The organism is Nocardioides sp. NPDC051685 (assembly GCF_044453405.1).
In the GTDB taxonomy this organism is placed as follows: domain Bacteria; phylum Actinomycetota; class Actinomycetes; order Propionibacteriales; family Nocardioidaceae; genus Nocardioides.
This window is the reverse complement of sequence record NZ_JBITCR010000004.1, coordinates 19,166-39,724: the sequence shown is the minus strand read 5'-3', so window position 1 is coordinate 39,724 and position 20,559 is coordinate 19,166. Positions and strand designations below refer to the sequence as shown.

18 protein-coding genes are annotated in these 20,559 nt (G+C 70.2%); 4 read left to right on the top strand and 14 right to left on the bottom strand.

Annotation, left to right across the window (positions count from 1 at the left end):
* Positions 1 to 35: 35 nt before the first annotated feature.
* The 8 genes from ACIA03_RS13040 to ACIA03_RS13005 all read right to left on the bottom strand — a co-directional run bounded on the left by ACIA03_RS13040 (position 36) and on the right by ACIA03_RS13005 (position 8,255).
* Complete coding sequence (locus ACIA03_RS13040; RefSeq protein WP_396982990.1) at positions 36 to 887, bottom strand: alpha/beta fold hydrolase; 852 nt, start codon at positions 885 to 887, stop codon at positions 36 to 38.
* A gap of 98 nt (positions 888 to 985) precedes the next feature.
* Positions 986 to 1,975 (bottom strand): hypothetical protein, encoded by a 990-nt coding sequence (locus ACIA03_RS13035; protein ID WP_396982988.1) that lies wholly within the window; start codon positions 1,973 to 1,975, stop codon positions 986 to 988.
* A gap of 224 nt (positions 1,976 to 2,199) precedes the next feature.
* Positions 2,200 to 3,204, bottom strand: coding sequence for a branched-chain amino acid ABC transporter permease (locus ACIA03_RS13030; protein ID WP_396982986.1), 1,005 nt, complete (start codon positions 3,202 to 3,204; stop codon positions 2,200 to 2,202).
* Positions 3,201 to 4,067, bottom strand: coding sequence for a branched-chain amino acid ABC transporter permease (locus ACIA03_RS13025; RefSeq protein ID WP_396982984.1), 867 nt, complete (start codon positions 4,065 to 4,067; stop codon positions 3,201 to 3,203). Before ACIA03_RS13025 ends, ACIA03_RS13030 begins: the two co-directional genes overlap by 4 nt.
* Positions 4,067 to 4,795: an ABC transporter ATP-binding protein gene (locus ACIA03_RS13020; protein ID WP_396982982.1), complete on the bottom strand. Its 729-nt coding sequence runs from the start codon at positions 4,793 to 4,795 to the stop codon at positions 4,067 to 4,069. Before ACIA03_RS13020 ends, ACIA03_RS13025 begins: the two co-directional genes overlap by 1 nt.
* A gap of 220 nt (positions 4,796 to 5,015) precedes the next feature.
* Positions 5,016 to 5,747 carry an ABC transporter ATP-binding protein gene (locus ACIA03_RS13015; RefSeq protein ID WP_396982980.1) on the bottom strand — a complete coding sequence of 244 codons (732 nt, stop codon included), beginning with the start codon at positions 5,745 to 5,747 and terminating at the stop codon, positions 5,016 to 5,018.
* Entirely contained in the window at positions 5,744 to 7,036 is a 1,293-nt protein-coding gene (locus ACIA03_RS13010) for an ABC transporter substrate-binding protein (protein ID WP_396982978.1), read from the bottom strand. Before ACIA03_RS13010 ends, ACIA03_RS13015 begins: the two co-directional genes overlap by 4 nt.
* Positions 7,037 to 7,280: 244 nt before the next feature.
* Positions 7,281 to 8,255 carry a helix-turn-helix domain-containing protein gene (locus tag ACIA03_RS13005; protein ID WP_396982976.1) on the bottom strand — a complete coding sequence of 325 codons (975 nt, stop codon included), beginning with the start codon at positions 8,253 to 8,255 and terminating at the stop codon, positions 7,281 to 7,283.
* A gap of 138 nt (positions 8,256 to 8,393) precedes the next feature.
* Here ACIA03_RS13005 and ACIA03_RS13000 point away from each other — a divergent pair, with 138 nt between their 5' ends.
* On the top strand, positions 8,394 to 8,924 hold the full coding sequence (locus ACIA03_RS13000; RefSeq protein WP_396982974.1) for a Dps family protein: 531 nt from the start codon (positions 8,394 to 8,396) through the stop codon (positions 8,922 to 8,924).
* Positions 8,925 to 8,983: 59 nt separating this feature from the next.
* On the opposite strand, the gene ACIA03_RS12995 is transcribed toward ACIA03_RS13000, so the two are convergent.
* The 4 genes from ACIA03_RS12995 to ACIA03_RS12980 all read right to left on the bottom strand — a co-directional run bounded on the left by ACIA03_RS12995 (position 8,984) and on the right by ACIA03_RS12980 (position 12,928).
* Entirely contained in the window at positions 8,984 to 10,249 is a 1,266-nt protein-coding gene (locus tag ACIA03_RS12995; protein WP_396982972.1) for an NAD(P)/FAD-dependent oxidoreductase, read from the bottom strand.
* A complete protein-coding gene (locus ACIA03_RS12990; protein WP_396982970.1) occupies positions 10,246 to 10,608 on the bottom strand; it encodes a non-heme iron oxygenase ferredoxin subunit in 363 nt (120 codons plus the stop codon). The genes ACIA03_RS12995 and ACIA03_RS12990 overlap by 4 nt, the downstream gene beginning before the upstream one ends.
* A 78-nt stretch (positions 10,609 to 10,686) precedes the next feature.
* Positions 10,687 to 11,550: an alpha/beta hydrolase family protein gene (locus tag ACIA03_RS12985; RefSeq protein WP_396982968.1), complete on the bottom strand. Its 864-nt coding sequence runs from the start codon at positions 11,548 to 11,550 to the stop codon at positions 10,687 to 10,689.
* A 208-nt stretch (positions 11,551 to 11,758) separates the two neighbouring features.
* Positions 11,759 to 12,928, bottom strand: coding sequence for a glycoside hydrolase family 19 protein (locus ACIA03_RS12980; protein WP_396982966.1), 1,170 nt, complete (start codon positions 12,926 to 12,928; stop codon positions 11,759 to 11,761).
* 166 nt (positions 12,929 to 13,094) lie between these two features.
* Between ACIA03_RS12980 and ACIA03_RS12975 the strand changes: the two genes are divergently transcribed.
* From ACIA03_RS12975 to ACIA03_RS12965, 3 genes are all read left to right on the top strand, one after another.
* The gene (locus tag ACIA03_RS12975; protein WP_396982964.1) at positions 13,095 to 14,255 is read left to right on the top strand and encodes an ROK family protein; all 1,161 of its coding nucleotides are present in this window, start codon (positions 13,095 to 13,097) and stop codon (positions 14,253 to 14,255) included.
* A 203-nt stretch (positions 14,256 to 14,458) separates the two neighbouring features.
* Positions 14,459 to 14,890, top strand: coding sequence for a hypothetical protein (locus ACIA03_RS12970; protein ID WP_396982962.1), 432 nt, complete (start codon positions 14,459 to 14,461; stop codon positions 14,888 to 14,890).
* Positions 14,887 to 16,431 (top strand): multicopper oxidase family protein, encoded by a 1,545-nt coding sequence (locus ACIA03_RS12965; protein ID WP_396982960.1) that lies wholly within the window; start codon positions 14,887 to 14,889, stop codon positions 16,429 to 16,431. The genes ACIA03_RS12970 and ACIA03_RS12965 overlap by 4 nt, the downstream gene beginning before the upstream one ends.
* Positions 16,432 to 16,454: 23 nt before the next feature.
* On the opposite strand, the gene ACIA03_RS12960 is transcribed toward ACIA03_RS12965, so the two are convergent.
* Both ACIA03_RS12960 and ACIA03_RS12955 read right to left on the bottom strand, forming a co-directional pair.
* Positions 16,455 to 18,161: a cation:proton antiporter gene (locus tag ACIA03_RS12960; protein WP_396982958.1), complete on the bottom strand. Its 1,707-nt coding sequence runs from the start codon at positions 18,159 to 18,161 to the stop codon at positions 16,455 to 16,457.
* Between the two features lie 99 nt (positions 18,162 to 18,260).
* Complete coding sequence (locus ACIA03_RS12955; protein ID WP_396982956.1) at positions 18,261 to 20,540, bottom strand: heavy metal translocating P-type ATPase; 2,280 nt, start codon at positions 20,538 to 20,540, stop codon at positions 18,261 to 18,263.
* Positions 20,541 to 20,559: the final 19 nt, after the last annotated feature.

Sequence of the window (20,559 nt, the reverse complement as noted above, 5' to 3'; positions counted from 1 at the left end):
TCTGACCGAGGCGGCGGGTACGAGCAGGGCGACGACTAGCGCGAGAGCCAGTCGAGGACCGCCTTGATGGTCGAGTCGGGCTTCCGGGCCCACTTGAAGTGGTCGATGCCGGGCTCGTCCAGGTGCACGCGCGCGACCTCGAGCCCGGGCATGCGCCGGTGGATCTCGTCGACCGTCTCGCTGGGCGCCAGCCAGTCGCCCTCGATGGAGACGATCAGCGCGGGCTTCGCCAGGGCTCGCATGTCCGCGGTGACGTCGCGGGCCGGGCTACCGAAGCGGAGGCGGCCGGTGCGGGCGTACCGGGCCCATTCCTTCATCAGGGTGCGCGCCTCGCGCCCGGCGAACTTGAGCTGCTTGCCCGGGAAGTGGCCGACAACCCGGCCGATGACGCCCATCGCCTGGCTGGCGAGCAGGAAGCCCGGGCCGTAGTTGCGCCAGTAAGGGGTCTGTGAGGCGACGTAGATCAGGCCGGCGACCCGCTCGGGGTGGAGCGCGGCGTAGGCGCTGGCGGCCTGGCCACCGAGGCTGTGCCCGAGGACGTACGTCGCACCGGCCGCGGCCGGGATCAGCTCGCCGAGGCGGTCGACGGCGGCGGCGATGTCCTCGATCAGGTCGGCGTAGCCGAAGTCGTAGCCCCAGCCCGCGACCCTCCCGCCGGTCTCCTCGTGACCGCGCTGCTCCATCCGCCCGACGTTGATCCCCACCCGTGCGAACGCCACGATCAGCTTGTCGTAGTAGCTGGCAGGCATGCCCATCGCGGGCACGACGAGCACGGTCGGCGCCTCGGGATCCGCCGCACGGACCACGGTCAGCGTGAAGCTGGTGCCCTCGGCACGCTCGATCGCGTGTGCCTCGGGGGTGGTCGTGGGGGTGGTCGTCTCGGTCACGCCGCTCATGTTACTTGCGAGTAGTGAACTCGGGTAGTCGGGGATCAAACGGTCGGTTACGCGCGAGTAGAGCGACCGTTTGATCCCCGACTACGGGCTCAGGCTGCCCACCGGTGGCTCAGCAGACGGCCGCGTTCATCCTTCGAGAGTGCTCGTCGCTCAGCCACGGTCGCGGTTGGCGTCCACCACGCAGGCGTATCCAGTGTCCAGCGCCTCGGCCCCGCCGCTGCTCGCGCCCGCTGCCGCGCAGCCAGGGTGCGGGCCTTGAATCCCGACGGATCGCGCAGGTCCGCGGAGACCATGGTGACGTACTCGAGACCGACACCACGCAGATCTCCCTCTCGCCTGATGTCCTTGGCACGCTGCTTGCCCTCGAGGTGCAAGGAGCCGTCGTACTCGCCCACGACACCTGTCTCCAGGTCGAGCACGTCAGGCGTGGCGACATGCCGCCCGGCACGGTCGAACACCGGGCGGTTGCACACGACGTCGCGGATGCCGAGCTCCGCCCACACGAGTCGGAGATCGACCTCAGGCGGTGACCACGCGTTCTCGTCGAGGAAGGGGATCGCATCCCTGACCTTCGCGATTCCGGTCCAGCCGCGGTGCGCATCCGCCCAGTCGGAGATCTCCGCGATGGAGACCAGGTCATGGAGCGCCACCATGTCGTGAGCTCGTACGGCCGCCCGCCGATCGTGGGCGTAGCGCATCTCGAACGTCACCGACCGCACCGGGATCGTCACCCGCACGCCGTCAACCACCTGGACGTCGGAGAGGAGGAGTCGCTCACCGCATACGGCGAGGCCAGGGAGTGACGCCAACGAGTGAGCAGTGGCCGCGACGGTCACCGGCCTGGGTCGACCGGAGGGGTCCCAGCCGTCGAACCACTTGCACCGCATCCACGCCAACGCCGCCCACCCCGTCACCGCTGCATGCGCGGGGAGCCGCACCGATGCCTCGAGCACGCGCTGCATCGGCGCGTCGGCATCGACGTCGGCCGGCACGTAGAACCCGTGGCTGCTCCGCCGCCACCCACGCCCCCGAGCCTGACGCGGGGTCGGCCCGGTCTCCCCACTCGGGTCGAGGCGCACCGGCCGCACGACAGAAGGCCGCGCAGGGGAGTATTCCGGCGGTCGGAAGTGTGCAGGTCGGGCAGCCACAACGACAGGATCAGCCAGACGTACGAATCCCGCATCCAGCGATCCACAACAATCCCCCGCATGTGCACAAACCTGTGGATAACCCTGGAGAGCGGTGGATAGTCGGGGATCAAACGGTCGGTTACTCGTCAGTAGAGCGACCGTTTGATCCCCGACTATCGGGTCAGGACCGTGTGACCGACCGGGAAGACCTCGTAGCGACCGCGTGCCGCCAGGCCCCATAGGCCGCGGGGGGCCAGCAGCACAACCGCGATCGCGACCGCGCCGAGCGCGATCAGGTACCAGGTGCCGTAGGAGTCCAGCAGTTGCTGGAGCGCGAAGAAGATCACCGCTCCGAGGATCGGGCCCTCGATCGTCCCCAGCCCGCCGATGACCACGATGAAGATCATGAAGGCGGTGTACTGCACCGAGAACATCGAGTCCGGCGAGACGCGCAGACCGTTGACCGCGATCAGCGCGCCGGCCAGGCCGGCACCACCCGAGGCGGCGACGTAGACGAGGCGCTGCGAGCGCCGCACCGCGACGCCGAGGGAGGCCGCCGCCACCGAGTCGTCACGGATCGCGGTCAGACCGAGGCCGACGCGCGAGCGCATCAGGACGTACGTCGCGAGCACGACCAGCACGGCCAGCGCGAGCGCCAGGTAGTAGACGGTGGCGATCCGGGTCACCCGGTCGACGCCCTGGAAGGCGGTGAGGGAGAGACCGGAGCCGCCGCCGAAGCCCGGGAGCTCCTGTGTGACCAGCTTGAAGACCTCGGCCACCGCCCAGGTGCCGATCGCGAAATAGCCTCCGACCAGCCGGAACAGCAGGAACGAGGTGGGGATGGCCAGGGCGGCGCAGACCACGCCGGCCGCCATGACGGCCACCGGGATCGGCAGCCCGACGACGTCGGCGAGTTTGATCACGCCGTAGCCGCCGGCACCGATGTAGGCCTGCTGCCCGATCGAGACGAGCCCGCCGTAGCCGGCCATCAGGTTCCAGGTCGTGCCGAGGATGATCAGCGCGAAGAGGGTGACCAGGTTCGTCACGTCGCCCGGGCTGAGCACGAACCACGGCGCCGCGGCCAGGAAGACCACGACCGCGGCGAGGACACCGCCGCCGGCCAGCGACGGCCAGCCGCCGCGTACGACCTTCAGGGTTCCGATGGAGTTCACAGTCATGCGACGACCGCCTTCGGAAGCAGGCCCTGGGGCCGGAACAGGAGCACGACCAGGAAGACCAGGTGGCCGGCGAGGACGCCGTAGGCGGGGTCGATCTGGGCGCCGACGGTCTGCGCGACACCGAGCACGAGCCCGCCGAGAAGCGTGCCCCACAGCGAGCCGAGGCCGCCGATGATGACGGCCTCGAAGGCGAAGATGAGGACCAGATCCCCGTACGTCGGTGAGAACTGCGTCGACATGCCGAGGAAGACGCCGGCCAGCGCGACCGTGCCGATGGCGATCGCGGTGGCGAGGGCGTACATGTGCTTCTCGTCGATCCCCATGAGCGTGGCCGCCTCGGGGTCGTCCTTGGTCGCGCGCATGGCCCGGCCGATGCGGGTGTGGGAGAGGTAGAGCTGCAGGCCGACGATGACGGCGACCGCCACCAACAGCGTGATCAGCGAGAACACTCCGAGCCGCAGGTCGCCGAGCTCGACCGACGAGGTCGACAGATCGCCGATCGAGATCTTGCGGGAGTCGGCGGTGAAGATCTCCTGGAGCAGGTTGGCGCCGATGACAGCCAGGCCGAACGAGACCAGCAGCGGCGACAGCTCGCCGTGGCGCAGCGCGGCGTTGAACAGGCCGCGCTGGATCGCGTAGCCGACCACGGCGAAGATGGGGATGACCAGGAGGATGGTGAGGAACGCCGGCATCCCGGTCTGCTGGATCAGCCAGAGCGCGAGATAGGCCGAGGCGACCGCGAGGACGCCGTGAGCGAGGTTGACGATCCGCATCACCCCGAAGATGAGGCTCAGACCGCAGGCGAGGAGCGCGTACTGCCCGCCGAGCAAGACCCCCTGGAGGACCGCGTTGATCCAGTCCATCAGCCGACCTCCCTTCCGTCCGAGGCGTCGACCCCGAAGTACGCCGCCTGGACCTGCTCCCGGCTGACATCGGCCTTGGCTCCTTCGAGGACCGTTCGGCCCTCGAGGAGGCACTGCACCCGGTCGGCGACGGTGAGCGCCTGGGTGAGGTCCTGCTCGACCACGAGCACGGTCGTCCCCTTCTCGGCGATCGTGGGCAGCGCCTTGTAGATGTCGGCGATCACGACCGGCGCAAGACCCAGCGAGACCTCGTCGAGCAGGAGCAGTTTCGGGTTGGACATCAGCGCGCGGCCGATGGCAGTGGCCTGCTGCTCGCCGCCGGACAGGTGCGCTCCGCGGCGCGACCGCTTCTCGGCGAGCAGCGGGAAGGCGTCGTAGACGGTGGCCAGGTTCCAGGGGCCGGGGCGGCGGCCGTGCGCGCCGACCTTGAGGTTCTCCTCGACGGTCAGCGAGCCGAAGATCCGCCGCCCTTCCGGCGTGAGCGCGATGCCCTCCCGGACCCGCCGGTGGGCGGGGGTGTGGGAGACGTTGTGGCCGTCGAACCGGATCTGGCCGGCGCTCGGGCGGAGCAGACCGGCGATCGTCTTCAGCAAGGTGGACTTGCCGGCGCCGTTGGCGCCGATCACGGCCAGCGTCTCGCCCTCGGCGACCCGCAGGGTGATGCCGTGCAGGGCGCGGAAGTCGCCGTAGGCGACGTCGATCGCGTCGACCTCGAGCAGGGTGGTCATCGGCCTTCCTCGGATGCTGACCGAGGTAACTCGGTGAACGGGTGCTTGCTTCGCGGAACTCCGCGAGGGGAGTGACCACCCACCGAGGTAACTCGGTGAGCATTCATCGGGTCGCCCTGGGATGTCGACCGAGGTACCTCACCGAACTCGCACTTCCTTCGCGGAACTCCGCAAAGGGAGTGCGCGCCGACCGAGTTACCTCGGTGAGCATTCGCCGACCTCACGCGCCCTCCAGGTCAGGGGAGCCGAGATAGACGGCGGCGACCGCGTCCGAGGCCATCACCTCACGCGGGTCGCCGGTCGCGACGACGTCGCCCTGGGCCAGGCACATCAACCGGTCCACGACCTGCAGCAACGCGTGCACGATGTGCTCGATCCAGACGACGCCGGTGCCGCCGTCACGGATGGCGGCGATCGTCGCGATGAGCTCGGGCAGCTCGTGCTCGGTGAGGCCGCCGGCGATCTCGTCGAGGAGCAGCAGCCGCGGCTGGGTGGCCAGCGCGCGGGCGAGCTCGAGGCGCTTGCGGTCGAGCAGCCGCAGCGAGCCGGCGCGGGTGTTGGCCAGCCGGGCGAGGTCGGCGGTCTCCAGCGCCTGCCAGGCCTGCTCGTTCGCCTCACGGCGGCGCGTGCCGGCGCCGAAGGTCGACCCGACCAGCACGTTCTCGAAGACGGTGAGCCCCTCGAAGGGACGGGGGACCTGGAACGTACGCCCGATGCCGAGGGCCGTACGCCGGGCGGCCGGCATCCGGGTGACGTCGGTGCCGTCGAAGCGGATGGCGCCCGCGTCGACCGGCAGGGTGCCGGTCACCAGGTTGAGCAGCGTGGACTTGCCGGCGCCGTTGGGCCCGACGATCCCGAGCGCCTCGCCGGCGGCCACCTGGAAGGAGACCGAGCGGGCCGTGACGACCTGGCCAAAGGACTTGGCCAGGCCGTCAGCGTGGAGCAAGGTCACTTGAGCGCCTCGGGCTCGCCCCCGAGAGGTACGTCGGGAGCCAGCGAGTTCTCGACGACGACCAGCTCGAACGGGTGCTTCCCGCCCTCGACCTGGCGCCACTGGCCGCCCGCGAGGGAGGTCTTCGCGACGTACGGCGGGACGTTCTTGTCCTTGCCCCAGGCGACGTCACCGACGACCGTGGAGACCTCGAGCCCGGACAGTGCCTTGGTGATCGCGTCGGCGTCGGTCGAGCCGGCCTCGGTCACCGCCGCGGTCGCGACCTCGAAGAGCGCGTGCGCGAAGCCCAGCGGCTGGGTCCACTGCTTGCCGGTCTTCTCCTCGTACGCGTCCGCCAGCTCCTGCGCCGACTGGCCGGTCAGCGAGGACTTGTAGGGCGCGGTCGGGGTCCACCAGACCTCGGTGGAGAGGTTGTGGGCGATCGGGCCCAGCGCCTCGACGCTGCTCGGGAACAGGAGCGCCTTGCCGATGGTCGCGACCTTCGGGTTGTAGCCCTGCTGCTTCGCCTGCTGCCAGAACGTGGTGAAGTCCGGCGGGATCGGGACACCGACGAGCACGTCGTGACCCTTGTAGGCGCTGATCTGGGCGGAGAAGTCCTTGGTGCCGTTGGGGTAGTTGCCCGGGTTGTCGATCTTCACGCCCGAGGCCTCGGTCAGCGCCGGGAAGTTGGCGCCCCAGGCCTCGCCGTCGGGGTCCTTCGGGAAGAGGCCGCCGGCCTTCTTGTTGTTCGGGACCTTGCTCCAGATGTCGGCGTAGACCGTCGCGACGTCCTCGAGGCCCCAGAAGAAGTGGTAGCTGTACTTCAGGTCGGCCGGCTTGTCGCCGCTGCGGATCGCGAAGGGCTGCCACGGGGCGACCGTGGTGATGCAGGGGATCGAGTTGGCCTCGCACTGCTCCGAGACCGGGTTGACGATGTCGGGCGTCGAGGAGGCGACGATGATGTCGGCGCCGTCCTTGTTGATCAGGTCGCCGGCCACCGCCCCGGCCTTGGTCGTGTCGCTCTGCGCGTCACGCACCACGATCTCGACGTCGAGCTCCTTGTCGCCGACCTTGACCGGGTGGTCCTTGAAGTAGGTCTCCATCTCGTCGACGACGAAGCTGTTCGCCTCACCGAACGGTGCCAAGGCGCCGGTCTCGGTCGAGACGAAACCGATGGTGAGCGTGTCCTCGCCGCCACCGCCTTCGTCGTCGATGCCGCCCGACCCGCAGGCGGTCAAGGTGAGGGCCATCGCTGCCACGCCGGCGGCGGCCATGCTCAGGCCGCGTCCAGTGGTCAGTCCGTTGCGCACGTACTTCTCCTTAGAGAGTGGGGTGTTGAGGAGTGTCGTCCGCCACCGCCCCTACGGGTGGGAAGCAGGGTCCGGTTGGCGGAAAATCGCATGGAAGACCTATCGGACTTTTGGTGGACTTGTCACCCTTTCGCGCCGAGAAGGGACTTCTGGGCGCCGAGAGGTGACCTGTGGCGTACGAAAGTCGACTTTCGTACGCCACAACCGAGGTCTCGGCCCGCCACAAGTGCGGACTCGGCTGGGGTCAGGCGCGGGCGGCGCGGCGTACGTCTCCGGCGGCGACGCCGAAGCGCTTGCGGAAGGCCTGGGAGAAGTACGAGGCGGAGGTGAAGCCGCAGCGTTCGGCGACGTCGACGGTGCGGACGGTCGGGTCCGAGGCGCTGGCGAGCATCGCGTAGGCGAGCTCGAGGCGGCGGCCGAGGATGTGGCGCGGGACGCTGGTGCCGGCGTCGGCGAAGAGCCGGGAGAGGTGGCGCTCGGAGATGCCGGCGCCCGCGGCGACGGTGGTCGCGGAGAGTCCGGGGTCGACGAGATGGTCCTCGATGAACGCCTTCGCCGCGGCCCGATGGGCGGTGGCCAGCGACACCTTCCCGGCGGTCGCGATCACCGAGATGAGGTCGAGCACGGCGTCCTCGTCGGCCGGCACCGGGTCGTGGGGCCGGAGCGCCCGGCCGACCATCTGCACCAGCGCTCGCCCGTGCGGGTCCTGGTCGCGACCGGCGTCGAGGACGAGCGGCGACGGCATCGAGGCGATCCCGGTGCGGGCCTCGAAGGCGTCCACCGGCACCTTGACCGCGAGCTCCTCGAGCCCGTGCCCGAAGCCGCGCAGGAACGGCGCGTCGACGTCGCACACGATCAGCTGTCCCGGCCGGATGACCTTGCGGCGGCCGGCGTACTCCAGGATCGCCTCTCCCCGGAGGCTGGCGTAGACGGCGATCGACCGGGCGGGGATCTCCTTGACGAGACTGGCCGGACGCTCGACGACGTGGCGGGTGGCCCGGACCCGTGCCAGATGGATCTCGTCGAGCTGCAGGTTGATCTCTTGCGCGTCGAACCCATGGCCGTCGATGGGCCGGCAGGAGAGCGCGACCAGTGCGCAGGCGTTGTGGCGCTCCCAGGCCTCGACCTGCGCGTCCTCGCTCAGTCCGTTGGTCTGGAAGACCTCCGGACGAGGAACCCGCGCGACGAGGGGGACTGGGTCGGCTCCGGCTGGCGGCACGACTCGACTCTATTGCGTGCCCGGGAGCCACGGCGAGACTTAGGGAAGACTTACCTTTCTGGAATGGTTCAAGAAAAGGTGGCACAGTGGGTGTCACCACGAAACACCCACACATCGATCCAGGGGGATACACCGAACATGGCTACGCAGACCGCCACGAACAGCGCCACGCACACCTCGCACCCCGCGTTCATCCCGAGCCCGGCGTTCGCGACCCAGATGCAGCGCCTGCTCGTCGATCTGACCGAGCTCAGCCTGCAGGGCAAGCAGCTGCACTGGAACGTCGTGGGCAAGAACTTCCGCGACATGCACCTCGTCCTCGACGAGGTCGTCGACGCCGCCCGCGACTTCACCGACGAGGTCGCCGAGCGGATGCGCGCGCTCTACGTCCTCCCCGACGGCCGCACCGGCACCGTCTCCGAGGACACCACCCTCGCGCCGCTCCCGGCGACCGAGGTCGACACCGCGACCGCCGCCGACCTGGCCGCCGCCGCGCTCTACGCCACCTCGAAGACCGCTCGCGAGATCCACGACGACATCGACGCCGAGGACCCGACGACCGCCGACCTGCTCCACGCGATCATCACCCGCGTCGAGCAGCTGGCCTGGTTCATCGACTCCGAGAACCGCGTCGCCAACCAGTCCAAGCCGGCCCAGCTGACCGTCTGACCCTTCTCGCTCCCGCCGAGTCGGCTCGTTCTGACGAGCCGACTCGGCGTTCTTGATCGCTAGCGGCGCAGCAGGGACCGCAGGTTCTGGGTGGGATCGGCAAGATCAGAGGCCCGTACGTCGATGCCCCGGTCGATCATCCGCCTGGCCGCCTTCACGGCCGACGGGTCGTCGACCGCGACCGCGCCGATGAGGCGCTCACCGCGGAGAGTGAACACCGAGAACGGTAGCTCGCCGACCACGCCGCGTACGACGGTGGTGTGCTCGGCGTCCGGCTCACGCATCTCGCCGACTCCTTCGACATGGAGGCCGTAGCGGTCCGACCACCACCAGGGTGCGGTGGCGGGCGGGGGCTCTGCCTCGAGGATCGTCGCCGCGGCTCGGGCGCCGTCGAGCTGGGCGGCCTCCCAGTGCTCGGCACTGTGGTGGTCGCGGAGCCGGGCGCAGTCCCCGACCGCGAGCACCGACGGGTGGCTGGTCACCTGGCCGGTGTCGACGAGGATGCCGCGGGAGGTCTCCAGGCCCGCGGCCTCGGCCAGCGCGGTCTCGGGGACCAGGCCGACGGCCAGCAGCACGGCGTCGAACTCGCGTGAGTCGGGCTCGCCCTTCAGCTGCGCCGCGACGCCGGCCGGGGTCTCCAGCAGAGTCTCGACCGTGGTCGTGAGCGCCTCCACCCCGTGGTCGGCGTGCAGGCCGTGCAGCCACGTCGCCACCTCGATCCCGACCGCGGCGGCAAGAGGAGGCGAGAGCGGGTCGACCAGGACGACCTCGGCCCCCAGCCCGCGCGCGGTCGAGGCCACCTCGGCCCCGATCAGTCCCGCCCCGACGATCAGGAGTCGGGCCCCAGGCACCAGCTGCGTACGCAATCGATCGGCGTCGGCGACCTCCCGGAGCACGTGGATCGGGGGTACGACGGGACGATCCTGTCCATTACCCGCCGGTAGACCGACCGAAACGTCCCGTCGTACCTCGCCCAGCGACGGCCGGACCGCGCGACCGCCGGTTGCGAGCACGATCTTGTCGGCGGTCAGCACCTGACCGTCGGACAGCTCGACCTCGCCGGCGTCCGGGCGCAGCTCCACGGCGACCGCTCCCCCGACTAGCGAGATCTGCTGGTCGACGTACCACTGCAACGGCTGCAGCGCGATCGACTCGAGGTCGCGCCCGCCCGCCAGATACTCCTTGGACAACGGCGGGCGGTCGTAGGGGATCGGGTCGGCCGAGACGAGCGTCAGATCACCGGCGTACCCGTTCTTCCGCAGCTCCGCGACCGTCGACACCCCGGCGATGCCACCACCGACGACGACAACGGAGGAGGCCGTCACGGCCTCTCGCCGGGGAACAGGTAGATCTCCCCGTCACGCACCTCGACCCGGTGCGGCACGGTGTCCCGGGTGGCAGGGAGGCCGTCGACCTTGCCGGTCTTGAGGTTGAACCGCGAGGAGTGCAGCGGGCACTCGACGTCACCGTCCTCGACCCAGCCCTCGGCCAGCGAGGCGGTCTCGTGGGTGCAGGTGTCGTTGAGGGCCCAGCAGGTGCCGTTGTAGTCACGCAGGATCGCGATGTCGTCCTCGGTGCCGGTGATGTCGGAGGAGATGGCGATGCCCTCGCCCTCCGGGATGTCGTCGACGGACGCGACGCGGATGCCTTGGCTCTTTCCGCCGTTTCCACTGTTTCCGGTCATGCCCCCATCTTCCAATGCCGCACACACGGAGGACCGGCCACCCCAGGTGACCGGTTCCGCGTGTCCGGACCGGGGGGATCAGTCCGGGCAGGTGTCGCGGTAGTCGGACAGGTTGACCGAGGACGGTGCCGGGCAGAGGAACTGCGAGTAGCGGGTGTCGTCGTCGACGTACCTCTTCAGCCAGGTGACGAACAGGCGCCCCTGCCAGTCGTCGTCGGTGTTGGCGATGAGGTGGTCGGCGTTGTTGATCTCGCCGTACGCCTTCTCCCGCGCCCCGGTCATCGAGGTGTAGAAGGGGATCGAGTGGGTGGCGACGGGCGCGACCGTGTCGTTCTCCGCGCCGATGATCATGGTCGGGACCTGGATCTCCGGCCAGGTCTTGTCGGTGTGCCAGGGCTGCAGCGCGACCGCGGCCTTGACCGAGGAGTCCTGCTTGGCCGCGGCGAGGGTGCCACCGCCGCCCATCGAATGTCCTGAGACCGCGATCCGGGTCTCGTCCAAGCGCGAGGCGACGGCCGAGGAGGCGTCCTGCTTCAGGTAGTCGACCGCGGCCAGGATCTGCGAGCCACGGCTGTCGGGCTGGTCGTAGATGCTGTTGGTGTCGATCGCGAAGACCACGAACCCGTGGGAGGCGACCCGGCGGGCCACCGAGGAGTAGGCCGAGGACCTGGCGGTGAAGCCGGGCGCGAGCACCACGCCGCCGTACGTCCCTTCGGTGGTCGAGGTGGGGTAGTAGATCGTCCCGCCGCCGAAGCCGGTCACCAGCGAGGAGACCGAGGTGGTGGAGAGAGCGAACGTGCCGTTGTCCAGGACGCTCGCGGACGTGGGGTCCGGTCCGCGCTCGTAGGGGCTCTCCGCATCGGCCGGCGCGACCAGGCCGAGGAGGGGGAGGGTGACGGCCGCAGCGATCGCGGCGATTCTGAGGGAGAGAGATCTGAGCACCGAGCCTGCTCCTTAGTCCATCCGGCCCCGGGCTGTCCGGGGTTCCGGTTGCCTCTCGAAGGTAGGGGTGCGGCCGGGCCGCGGCCACCGGCGCAGAAACACAACCTGGTTGGGCGGTCGTCACAAGACATGAACCGGCGGCGTACGCGGGTGGGGCTGCGTACGCCGCCGGTTGGGTTCAGCAGTGCCTTTCGCTTCGGGCTCCGCTTCAGCAGTACAGGTTCCCGCCCGGGTCGACGCCCAGGAGAGAGGTGACCTCGAGGTAGTTGTCGACGCGGCTCTGCACCTGACCGGGGTTGCCGCCGTTGCACTCGAGGGACCCGTTGATCGACCGGATGGTCTCACCGAAGCCGGCGCCGTTGACCATGGCCGCGTGGGCGGTCATGGTGCCGGGGCCGTTCTGGGTGTTCCAGTACCAGAGCCCCGTCTTCCAGGCGACCGCCGGATCGGTGGCGACCAGGTTGGGGTTGTTCAGCAGGTCGATCCCGAGCGCGTCCCCGGCGGCCTTGTAGTTGAAGTTCCAGCTCAGCTGGACCGGGCCGCGGCCGTAGTACTGGTCGTTGCCGGCGGGGCAGCCGTAGGACTGGTTGGGGTCGCAGTAGTGCGGGTAGTTGGCCTGGTTCTGCTCGACGACGTAGAGCAGGTCACCGGTCTCGTGGGCGACGTTGGCGATGAACGCCGCGGCCTCACGCTTCTGGGTCGCCTCGTCCCCAGCATTGGTGAATTCCGGATAGGCGCTGAGCGCCTCGACGAGGCCCGCATAGGTGTAGAAGGGGTTGCGGTTGGGGAAGAGCTGGTTGAACTGCTCCTCGCTGACCGGGAACTCTCCGGCCTCCGGGGCCGGCGACTCCGGGTCGGTGGCGGTGCCGCCGATGTTCACGTCGATGCAGGCGTAGAAGGCGTTCGCCGTGTCGGCGACGTTCCAGACCGCGAGCACCTTCTGGCGGCCGGTGAAGGAGCCGAAGTCGACCTGGTGCTCGACGGTGGCCGGCGGCTGCGCGCCGCCGTCGTCGAACTCGGCGATCTTGGTGCCACCGATGAAGTACTGCCAGGTGCTGGTGCTGTGTCGAGCGCTCAGCGACCAACTGAAGGTCTGGGTCCGACCGACCGGCGTGACCTGCCAGCTCTTCGAGTCGTCGTCGAGCTCGGCGAACCGGGAGTTGCCACCGGAGCAGCTGGTCAGACCCTTGGGGCCCTCGACGCTCTGCGGTTCGTACTTGATGTCCCCGCACTCGACGGTGCCGGCAGCACACTGGGCCTGCCTGCTCGGGGGGTTCGAGATGTAGCCGTGCGCACTTGCGGGGCTCGTCGGCAGCATGGCCAGGACGGGCGCCAGCAAGATCCCGCCGAGAACGGCGATCTTCGTGGTAGTACGCATTCCAAGCTCCTAGAGGGGGTTGAGATGGATGGCGATCGAAGCCCCTACTGTAAGGTTCCTTTACAGTTACCGTCTAGACCCAGCGTGGACAGACGCCGGCGGGAGCCCTGGAATTGTTAGGTTGGTTTTCCGTACGCCACCCTCCCCCTCGAAAGGAGCGCCGCCGATGTCGAGAGCACCCAAGACACACCTGATCCGCGACACCAACGACCGCGCGGCGCTCGACCTGATGCTCTCGAACGGGCCGGTGACGAAGACCCGGCTCGGCGAGCTCGTGGGCCTCTCGAAGGTGACCGCCGGACAGCTGCTGACCCGGCTCGGCGACCGCGGCCTCGTCGAGGTCGTGGGCGCCCAGCAGGGCGGTCGTGGGCCCAACGCGGCGCTCTACGGAGTGGTCCCGTCGGCCGGGTACGTCGCCGCCCTCCACATCGGCCCCGACCAGATCACCGCATCGGTCGCCGACATCACCGGCACCGAGCTGGCCACCGGCGAGCTCGACCCCCACGGAGCCTCCGATCCGGTCGAGGCGGTGCGGGCCACCGTCGCCCACGCCACCCGGAGCGCCGGCATCACGATGGCGCAGCTCCGCTGCCTCTCGATCGGTACGCCGGGCATGATCGATCCGCGCACCGGCGACATCCGCTTCGCCAACGACCTGCCGGACTGGCGCGCGGGCGTCCTCGAAGACCTCCGCCGCACCTTCCAGCGGCCGATACTGATCGAGAACGACGTCAACCTGGCCGGGCTCGCCGAGCAGTCCGCCGGCGCGTCCCACGGCGTCAAGGACTCGGTCCTCGCCTGGATCGACCGCGGCCTGGGGCTCGCGGTGATCGTCGACGGCCGCCTCCACCGCGGCGCCGGTGGCGGTGCCGGCGAGATCGGCTATCTGGCGGTTCCCGGCGCCTCCACGCCGCACGGCACCGACAGCCCCCAGCACGCGGCCTTCCAGTCACTGGTCAGCGTCGAGGCCATGGACACCCTGGCCCGCGCGTTCGGCCTGAGCAGCAGCGGCGTGGACTGCGTACGCGCCGCGGTCGAGGGCGACGTCGATGCCGAGCCGTTCCTGGAGGAGCTGGCCCGACGGCTCGCCCTCGGTCTGGCGGGCATCTGCGTGGTGCTCGACCCGGAGCTGTGCGTGCTCGCGGGCGAGGTCGGGCGTGCCGGCGGAGCTGTCCTGGCCGACCGCGTACAGAAGGCGATCGCTTCCCTCGGCCCCAACGTCCCGACCGTCGTCCCGACCGCGATCTCCGGTGACCCGGTGCTCCGCGGCGCCCTCCAGATCGGTCTCGACACGGCCCGCGACGAGGTCTTCACCCACCAGGGCTGACCCCGACGAGGATCCGCCGGGTGCGGCGGGGGCGAGGCTTCATCAAGGTATGCAGGGAAAGTCACGCCTACCCAGCGGAGTTCCGCACGGGATGTGCACCTTCGGCTGCATACCTTGATGGGCCGCCCGGGGCCTCACGGTTGCGGGACGACCTCAGGGAGATCACGGAGGCGATACGTACCCCGTCTACATATGGTCGAAGTGTGACCACAGAGACACCGACCTCAGCGCCCGTCCGACGCGAGCGCCGACCACGCCTCAGCCTCTTCTGCTTCCGAGCCGTCGCGGTCGTGACCGCGCTCTTCGCCATCGGGCAGCCGATCTTCATCGGCTCCTACTTCGCCGGCACCTTCGAGGCGCTGGGACTCCATTCCGCCGGTGCGGCTGCACTGCAAGGTCTCGCGCTGCTGCTGCCGATCGCCGCGGGCGCGGTCGTCGCGGTGCGCGGGCGCTGGTGGTTCCTCGTCTGGTCGCTCGTGCTCTTCCTCCTCATCCACGTCCAGGCGATCCTCGGCTACACCCGTGTCCTCCAGCTGCACGTCCCGCTCGGTGTCCTCACCGTCGCGGTTGCGGTGGCGGTGGCCATCGCCTCCCTGCGCCTCGGCGCCGGCAGCCCGCGGGAGGTCCGGCGATGAGGCTCAGTCGACGCGTCCTCCTCGGCGCCGGACTGGCCGCGCCGGTCGCCGGATCGCTGGCCGCGTGCGGCCAAGCCCCCGGGCAGACCGGACGGATCCTGCGCAGCACGGCACGACTGCCGGAGGCGTACGCGACGCCGTTGCCGTTGCCGCCGGTCAAGCGCCCCTCGGGCGGCCTGATCGAGATCGCACAGCGCACGGCCTCGGTGGAGATCCTGCCCGGGCTGCGGACCGAGATGATGACGTACGACGGGGTCTTTCCCGGGCCGACGCTGGAGACCCGCCGCGGCGAGGCGGTGACCGTACGCCACACCAACTCCCTTGCGCTGCCGACCGCGACGCACCTCCATGGTGGACACACGCCCGCGGAGAGCGACGGCGGGCCGACGGATCTGCTGGTGCCGCCCGGCTTCGAGCAACACCATGCCCACCACGGCGGCCACGAGGCCATGGCCGATCCGAAGGCGCAGGTCAGAGCGGGAAAACGGGACTACCGCTATCCGCTCGAGCAGGCGGCGACGACGCTCTGGTACCACGACCACCGGATGGACTTCACCGCTCCGCAGGTGTGGCGCGGGCTGGCCGGCTTCCACATCGTCCGCGACGACGAGGAGGACTCGCTCTCGCTGCCACGCGGCGAGCGGGAGCTGCCGCTGATGATCGCCGACCGGGCCTTCGACGAGGATGGCGCGCTGCGGTATCCCGCGCGGGATCCTCGGCTGCTCGGCGAGCCCGGCGTCGAGGACCGCTACATGGCCGGCGTGCTCGGCGACGTCGTCCTCGTCAACGGCGCGCCGTGGCCGGAGGCGGAGGTCGAGGCGGCGCAGTATCGGCTGCGGCTGCTCAACGCCTCCAACGCGCGCCGCTATGCGCTCAACCTGCGGAGCTCGGACGGGAAGCCGGTGAAGCTGGTCCAGATCGGGTCCGACGGCGGCCTGCTCGACCGACCTGTCGAGCACGACGAGATCACGATGGCCTCGGGCGAGCGGTTCGACGTCGTCGTCGACTTCCGCTCGCTCGCGCCGGGCACGACCGTGGAGATGCGCAACGGTCTCGGCACCGGCCGGACCGCCCAGGTGATGAGGTTCCGGATCGCCCGCCGCGCGACCGACGACGTCCGGATGCCTGAGAAGCTGGCCGACGTACCCGAACCCGAGAGGCCCGACGGCGCGGTCGTCCGAAGATGGCACTTCCGCCAGGCGAAGGTGCACGGCCGGCGTGGCTGGGGGATCAACGGCAAGCCCTTCGACCCCGCCGTCCCGCAGGCCCAGGTGCCGCTGGGCTCCACCGAGATCTGGGAGTTCTTCACAGACGCGCACCACCCGGTGCACGTCCACCTCTCGCCCTTCCAGGTCCTCCGCCGCGGCAACCGCGGCCCCGGCCCGATGGATCTCGGCTGGAAGGACACCGTCGACATCCGTCCCTACGAGGCCGTGCGGGTCCGGGTGAGGTTCGAGAGGTACGCCGGCCGGTTCCTCATCCACTGCCACAACCTGGAGCACGAGGACATGGCGATGATGGCCGGGTTCGAGACGGTCTGACCCGAGACGACCTGACCCGAGGCTCAGGTCACGTCGAGTCGCTTCTCCATGTCGTCGAGGATCGACTCGACCCTCGCGTAGATGTGGGAGCTGTAGGCCCCGATGCTGCGCTCGGCGGCGAGCGCCTCGCGCATCGCATCGAGGTAGCGCATCTGCAGGATCATCGTCTGCTCCAGCGCCGCGGGACGGAGCCTCGGCGCCTCGCGCACACCCGCGAGCACCCGCGGGAGGATGCGATCCTTGAGCTTGGTCACCAGCTTCGGGTCGATCGGCTCGCCGTCGATGGTCTGCGACTCCAGCGGTCCGAGGCTGTCGACGGCCGACTCACCGACCTGCTGCAGCAGCGAGCGGAACGCATCATGCCTGTCCTTGGCGCTCTCCGGGGAGAACCGCAACCGGCGGATCAACGCCGGGAGGGTGAGGCCGAAGAGCACGAGGGTGATGAGTGCGACCAGGAAGGCGGCCAGCACGACGGTCGACCGGTGGGAGGTGCCGACCGGGATGGTCTGGGCGGCGGCGACCGTGACGACCCCACGCATCCCGGCCCAGCCGATGGCCAGGAAGCCGCGCTTGGTGATCGGCTCACGCTCCTCGAAGTCGATGTCGGCCCGGCCCCGCGCCAGCCGTCGCCGGGCGGCGGTGATCCGGGCGTCCTCCCGGTCGTCGGCGGGGGTCAGCGACTCGATCTTCTCCTCGAACTGGTCCAGGCGGGCGCGTACCTCTTCCTGGCTCTCCTCGCGGTCCCGGAGCGCGGGGCCGGCGAGGCCGGCGAACCGGAGCACGACCAGTAGGCCGACCACGACCAGGACCAGCCCGGCCATCTCGCCCCACGTGGTCTCGCCCTGCGCGGCGTCGACGAAGTCGGGCAGCTGGTAGCCCATCGCCAGGAAGACGCCGCTCTCCAGGATGAAGTTGAACGTGGTCCACGTGGTGGCCTGGGTCTGCCGGTCGCGGGCGCTGAACCGGCGGCTGCCGAGCCCGCCGGTCACCAGTCCGGCGACGACGACGGCGAGCACGCCGGACGCGTCCAGCTCCTCGGCCGGGAAGTAGGCGATGAACGGCACCGCGAACGAGATGGTCGTGTTGAGCACCGGGTCGTCCAGCCGCTGGCGGAGCACGACGGTGCCCCAGCCGACGAGGCCACCGATCACGAGCGCACCCAGCACCGCCCACCCGAACTCCAGCACCGTACGTCCCAGCGAGAACGAGCTTGCCGCAGCGATCCCCGCGACGGCGGTGCGGAGTACGACGAGGGCGGATGCGTCGTTGACCAGGCTCTCCCCCTCCAGCACCGTCATCACCCGCGGCGGCAGCCCGACCCGGCGCCCGATCGCCGTCGCCGCCACCGCGTCGGTGGGGCTGACGACCGCGCCGAGCGCGACCGCGAGCGGGAACGAGATCTCCGGGAACAGCCAGTGCACGACCGCGCCGATCACCAGCGCCGAGACGATCACCATGACGACCGAGAGCCAGCTGATCAGCCGGAAGTTCCGCCGGAAGTCGAGCACCGGCAGGTTGACCGCGGAGGAGTAGAGCAACGGCGGCAGTACGCCGGCCAGGATCAGCTCCGGATCGAGCGCGATCTGCGGCGCACCGGGCAGATAGCTCGCCCCGATCCCGAGCCCCACGAGCAGCAGCGGCGCCGCCACCCCCGTACGCCGCGCGAACACCGACGCCGCGATCATGATCCCCAACGCCGCTCCGGCGATCAGCAACACCCGATGGTCCATGGTCAGGAGCCTAGGAAACGGCTGGACACGGGCCCCGGATGCCGAGTCGGCGCGTCATGACGAGCCGACTCGGCGATCGGTCGGTTGGCAGCGATGGAATCAGCGGAAGCGTCGCAGCCGCAGGCTGTTGCTCACCACGAACACCGACGAGAAGGCCATCGCGGCACCGGCGAGCATCGGGTTGAGGAGCCCGGCGACCGCGAGCGGGATCGCGGCGACGTTGTAGGCGAACGCCCAGAACAGGTTGCCCTTGATGGTGGCCAGCGTCCGGCGGGAGAGCCGGATCGCGTCGGCCGCGACCCGCAGGTCGCCACGGACCAGGGTCAGGTCGCTGTCCTGGATGGCGACATCGGTGCCGGTGCCCATCGAGAGGCCGAGATCGGCCTGGGCCAGAGCTGGTGCGTCGTTGACGCCGTCGCCGACCATGGCGACCACCCGGCCCTCCTCCTGCAGTCGGCGGACCACCGCGACCTTGTCCTCGGGGAGCACCTCGGCGATGACGGTGTCCTCGGTGATCGGGATGCCGACCTCGGCGGCCACACTCCGGGCCACGGTCTCGTTGTCGCCGGTGAGCAGGACCGGGGTGAGACCGAGCCGCCGGAGCTCCGCGATCGCGGCGGCCGAGGTCGGCTTGATCACGTCGTTGACGACCAGGACGCCGCGCGCCTGTCCGTCCCAGCCGACGGCGACGGCGGTGCGACCCTCGCTCTCGGCCTGGGCCATCGCGGACGCGAGGTCCTCGGGCAGGTACTGGCTCCACTCCTCGAGCAGACAGACCCGGCCGACGAGGACGGCGTGGCCCTCGACGATGCCCTGCACACCCAGGCCCGGGACGTTGGCGAAGTCCTCGGCCGTCGGCAGGGTGCCGACGCGGGCCTCGGCGCCGGACGCGATCGCCCGGGCGATCGGGTGCTCGGAGGCGTACTCCAGGGCACCGGCCAGCCGGGCGATCTCGTCGGCGTCCTCGCCGGGAGCGGCGATGACATCGGTCAGGGTCATCGCCCCAGTCGTCACCGTGCCGGTCTTGTCGAGCACGACGGTGTCGATCCGGCGGGTGCTCTCCAGCACTTCCGGCCCCTTGATCAGGATGCCGAGCTGGGCGCCGCGTCCGGTGCCGACCATCAGGGCCGTGGGCGTGGCCAGGCCGAGCGCGCACGGGCAGGCGATGATCAGCACCGCGACCGCCGCCGTGAAGGCGGTGGCGGTCCCGGCGCCGGCGCCGAGCCAGAACCCGAGGGTGATGGCCGAGAGGGCGATCACGATGGGTACGAAGACGCCCGAGATACGGTCGGCGAGCCGCTGCGCGGCGGCCTTGCCGGTCTGTGCCTCCTCGACCAGGCGCGCCATCTGGGCGAGCTGGGTGTCGGCGCCGACCCGAGTGGCCCTGACGACGATGCGCCCGCCGGCGTTCACGGTCGCCCCGGTGACCCCGTCGCCGGGGGCGACCTCGACCGGCACGGACTCCCCGGTCAGCATCGCCGCGTCGATCGCCGACGATCCCTCCTCGACGACGCCGTCGGTGGCGACCTTCTCCCCGGGACGTACGACGAACCGGTCGCCGACGGCGAGCTGGTCGATCGGGATCCGGGTCTCGGCTCCGTCGCGGAGGACGGCGACCTCCTTGGCGCCGAGCTCGAGGAGCGCGGTGAGGGCGGCACCGGCACGGCGCTTCGAGCGGGCCTCGAAGTAGCGGCCGGCGAGGATGAACGTCGTGACGCCGGCAGCGGCCTCGAGGTAGATGTTGCCGAGCCCGTCGGTGCGTTCGATGGCGAGGCTGAACGCGTGGGTCATGCCGGGCTCGCCGGCGGTGCCGAGGAAGAGGGCATACAGGGACCAGCCGAAGGCGGCCAGGGTGCCGACCGAGACCAGCGTGTCCATGGTGGCCGCGCCGTGGCGCGCGTTGGTCCACGCCGCCCGGTGGAACGGCGCCGCGCCCCAGACCACGACCGGCGCGGCGAGGGTGAGCGAGAGCCACTGCCAGCTCTCGAACTGCAGGGCCGGCACCATCGCCATGAGCACCACCGGGACGGTGAGCAGCGCCGAGATCAGCAGCCGCTGCCGGAGCCGGTCGACGGGGTCGGTGGCCTCGCCGTCGACGGGCGCGCTCGACGACGGGTCCTCGCGGCGAGGCTCCTTCGCGCCGTACCCGGCGCTCTCGACGGTCGCGATCAGCACGCTCGCGTCGATGTCGGTGTTGTCCGCGGCGACGGTGATCTTCGCCTTCTCGGTCGCGTAGTTGACGGTGGCGGCCACACCGTCGAGCTTGTTGAGCTTGCGCTCGATGCGGTTCGCGCACGACGCGCAGGTCATGCCGTCGATCTCGAGCTCGAAGTCGGTGGTGGGTGCAGAGGTGGGTGAAGAGGTTCCGGAGACGGTCATGACGGTGTCCTTCGGGTGG

Bases quoted from the DNA above. Each gene is read 5' to 3' on its own strand.
- ACIA03_RS13025 (WP_396982984.1), bottom strand. From the start codon at position 4,067: ATGGACTGGATCAACGCGGTCCTCCAGGGGGTCTTGCTCGGCGGGCAG.
- ACIA03_RS12955 (WP_396982956.1), bottom strand. From the start codon at position 20,540: ATGACCGTCTCCGGAACCTCTTCACCCACCTCTGCACCCACCACCGAC.
- ACIA03_RS13030 (WP_396982986.1), bottom strand. From the start codon at position 3,204: ATGACTGTGAACTCCATCGGAACCCTGAAGGTCGTACGCGGCGGCTGG.
- ACIA03_RS12965 (WP_396982960.1), top strand. From the start codon at position 14,887: ATGAGGCTCAGTCGACGCGTCCTCCTCGGCGCCGGACTGGCCGCGCCG.
- ACIA03_RS12975 (WP_396982964.1), top strand. From the start codon at position 13,095: ATGTCGAGAGCACCCAAGACACACCTGATCCGCGACACCAACGACCGC.
- ACIA03_RS12960 (WP_396982958.1), bottom strand. From the start codon at position 18,161: ATGGACCATCGGGTGTTGCTGATCGCCGGAGCGGCGTTGGGGATCATG.
- ACIA03_RS12980 (WP_396982966.1), bottom strand. From the start codon at position 12,928: ATGCGTACTACCACGAAGATCGCCGTTCTCGGCGGGATCTTGCTGGCG.
- ACIA03_RS13020 (WP_396982982.1), bottom strand. From the start codon at position 4,795: ATGACCACCCTGCTCGAGGTCGACGCGATCGACGTCGCCTACGGCGAC.
- ACIA03_RS13000 (WP_396982974.1), top strand. From the start codon at position 8,394: ATGGCTACGCAGACCGCCACGAACAGCGCCACGCACACCTCGCACCCC.
- ACIA03_RS12990 (WP_396982970.1), bottom strand. From the start codon at position 10,608: ATGACCGGAAACAGTGGAAACGGCGGAAAGAGCCAAGGCATCCGCGTC.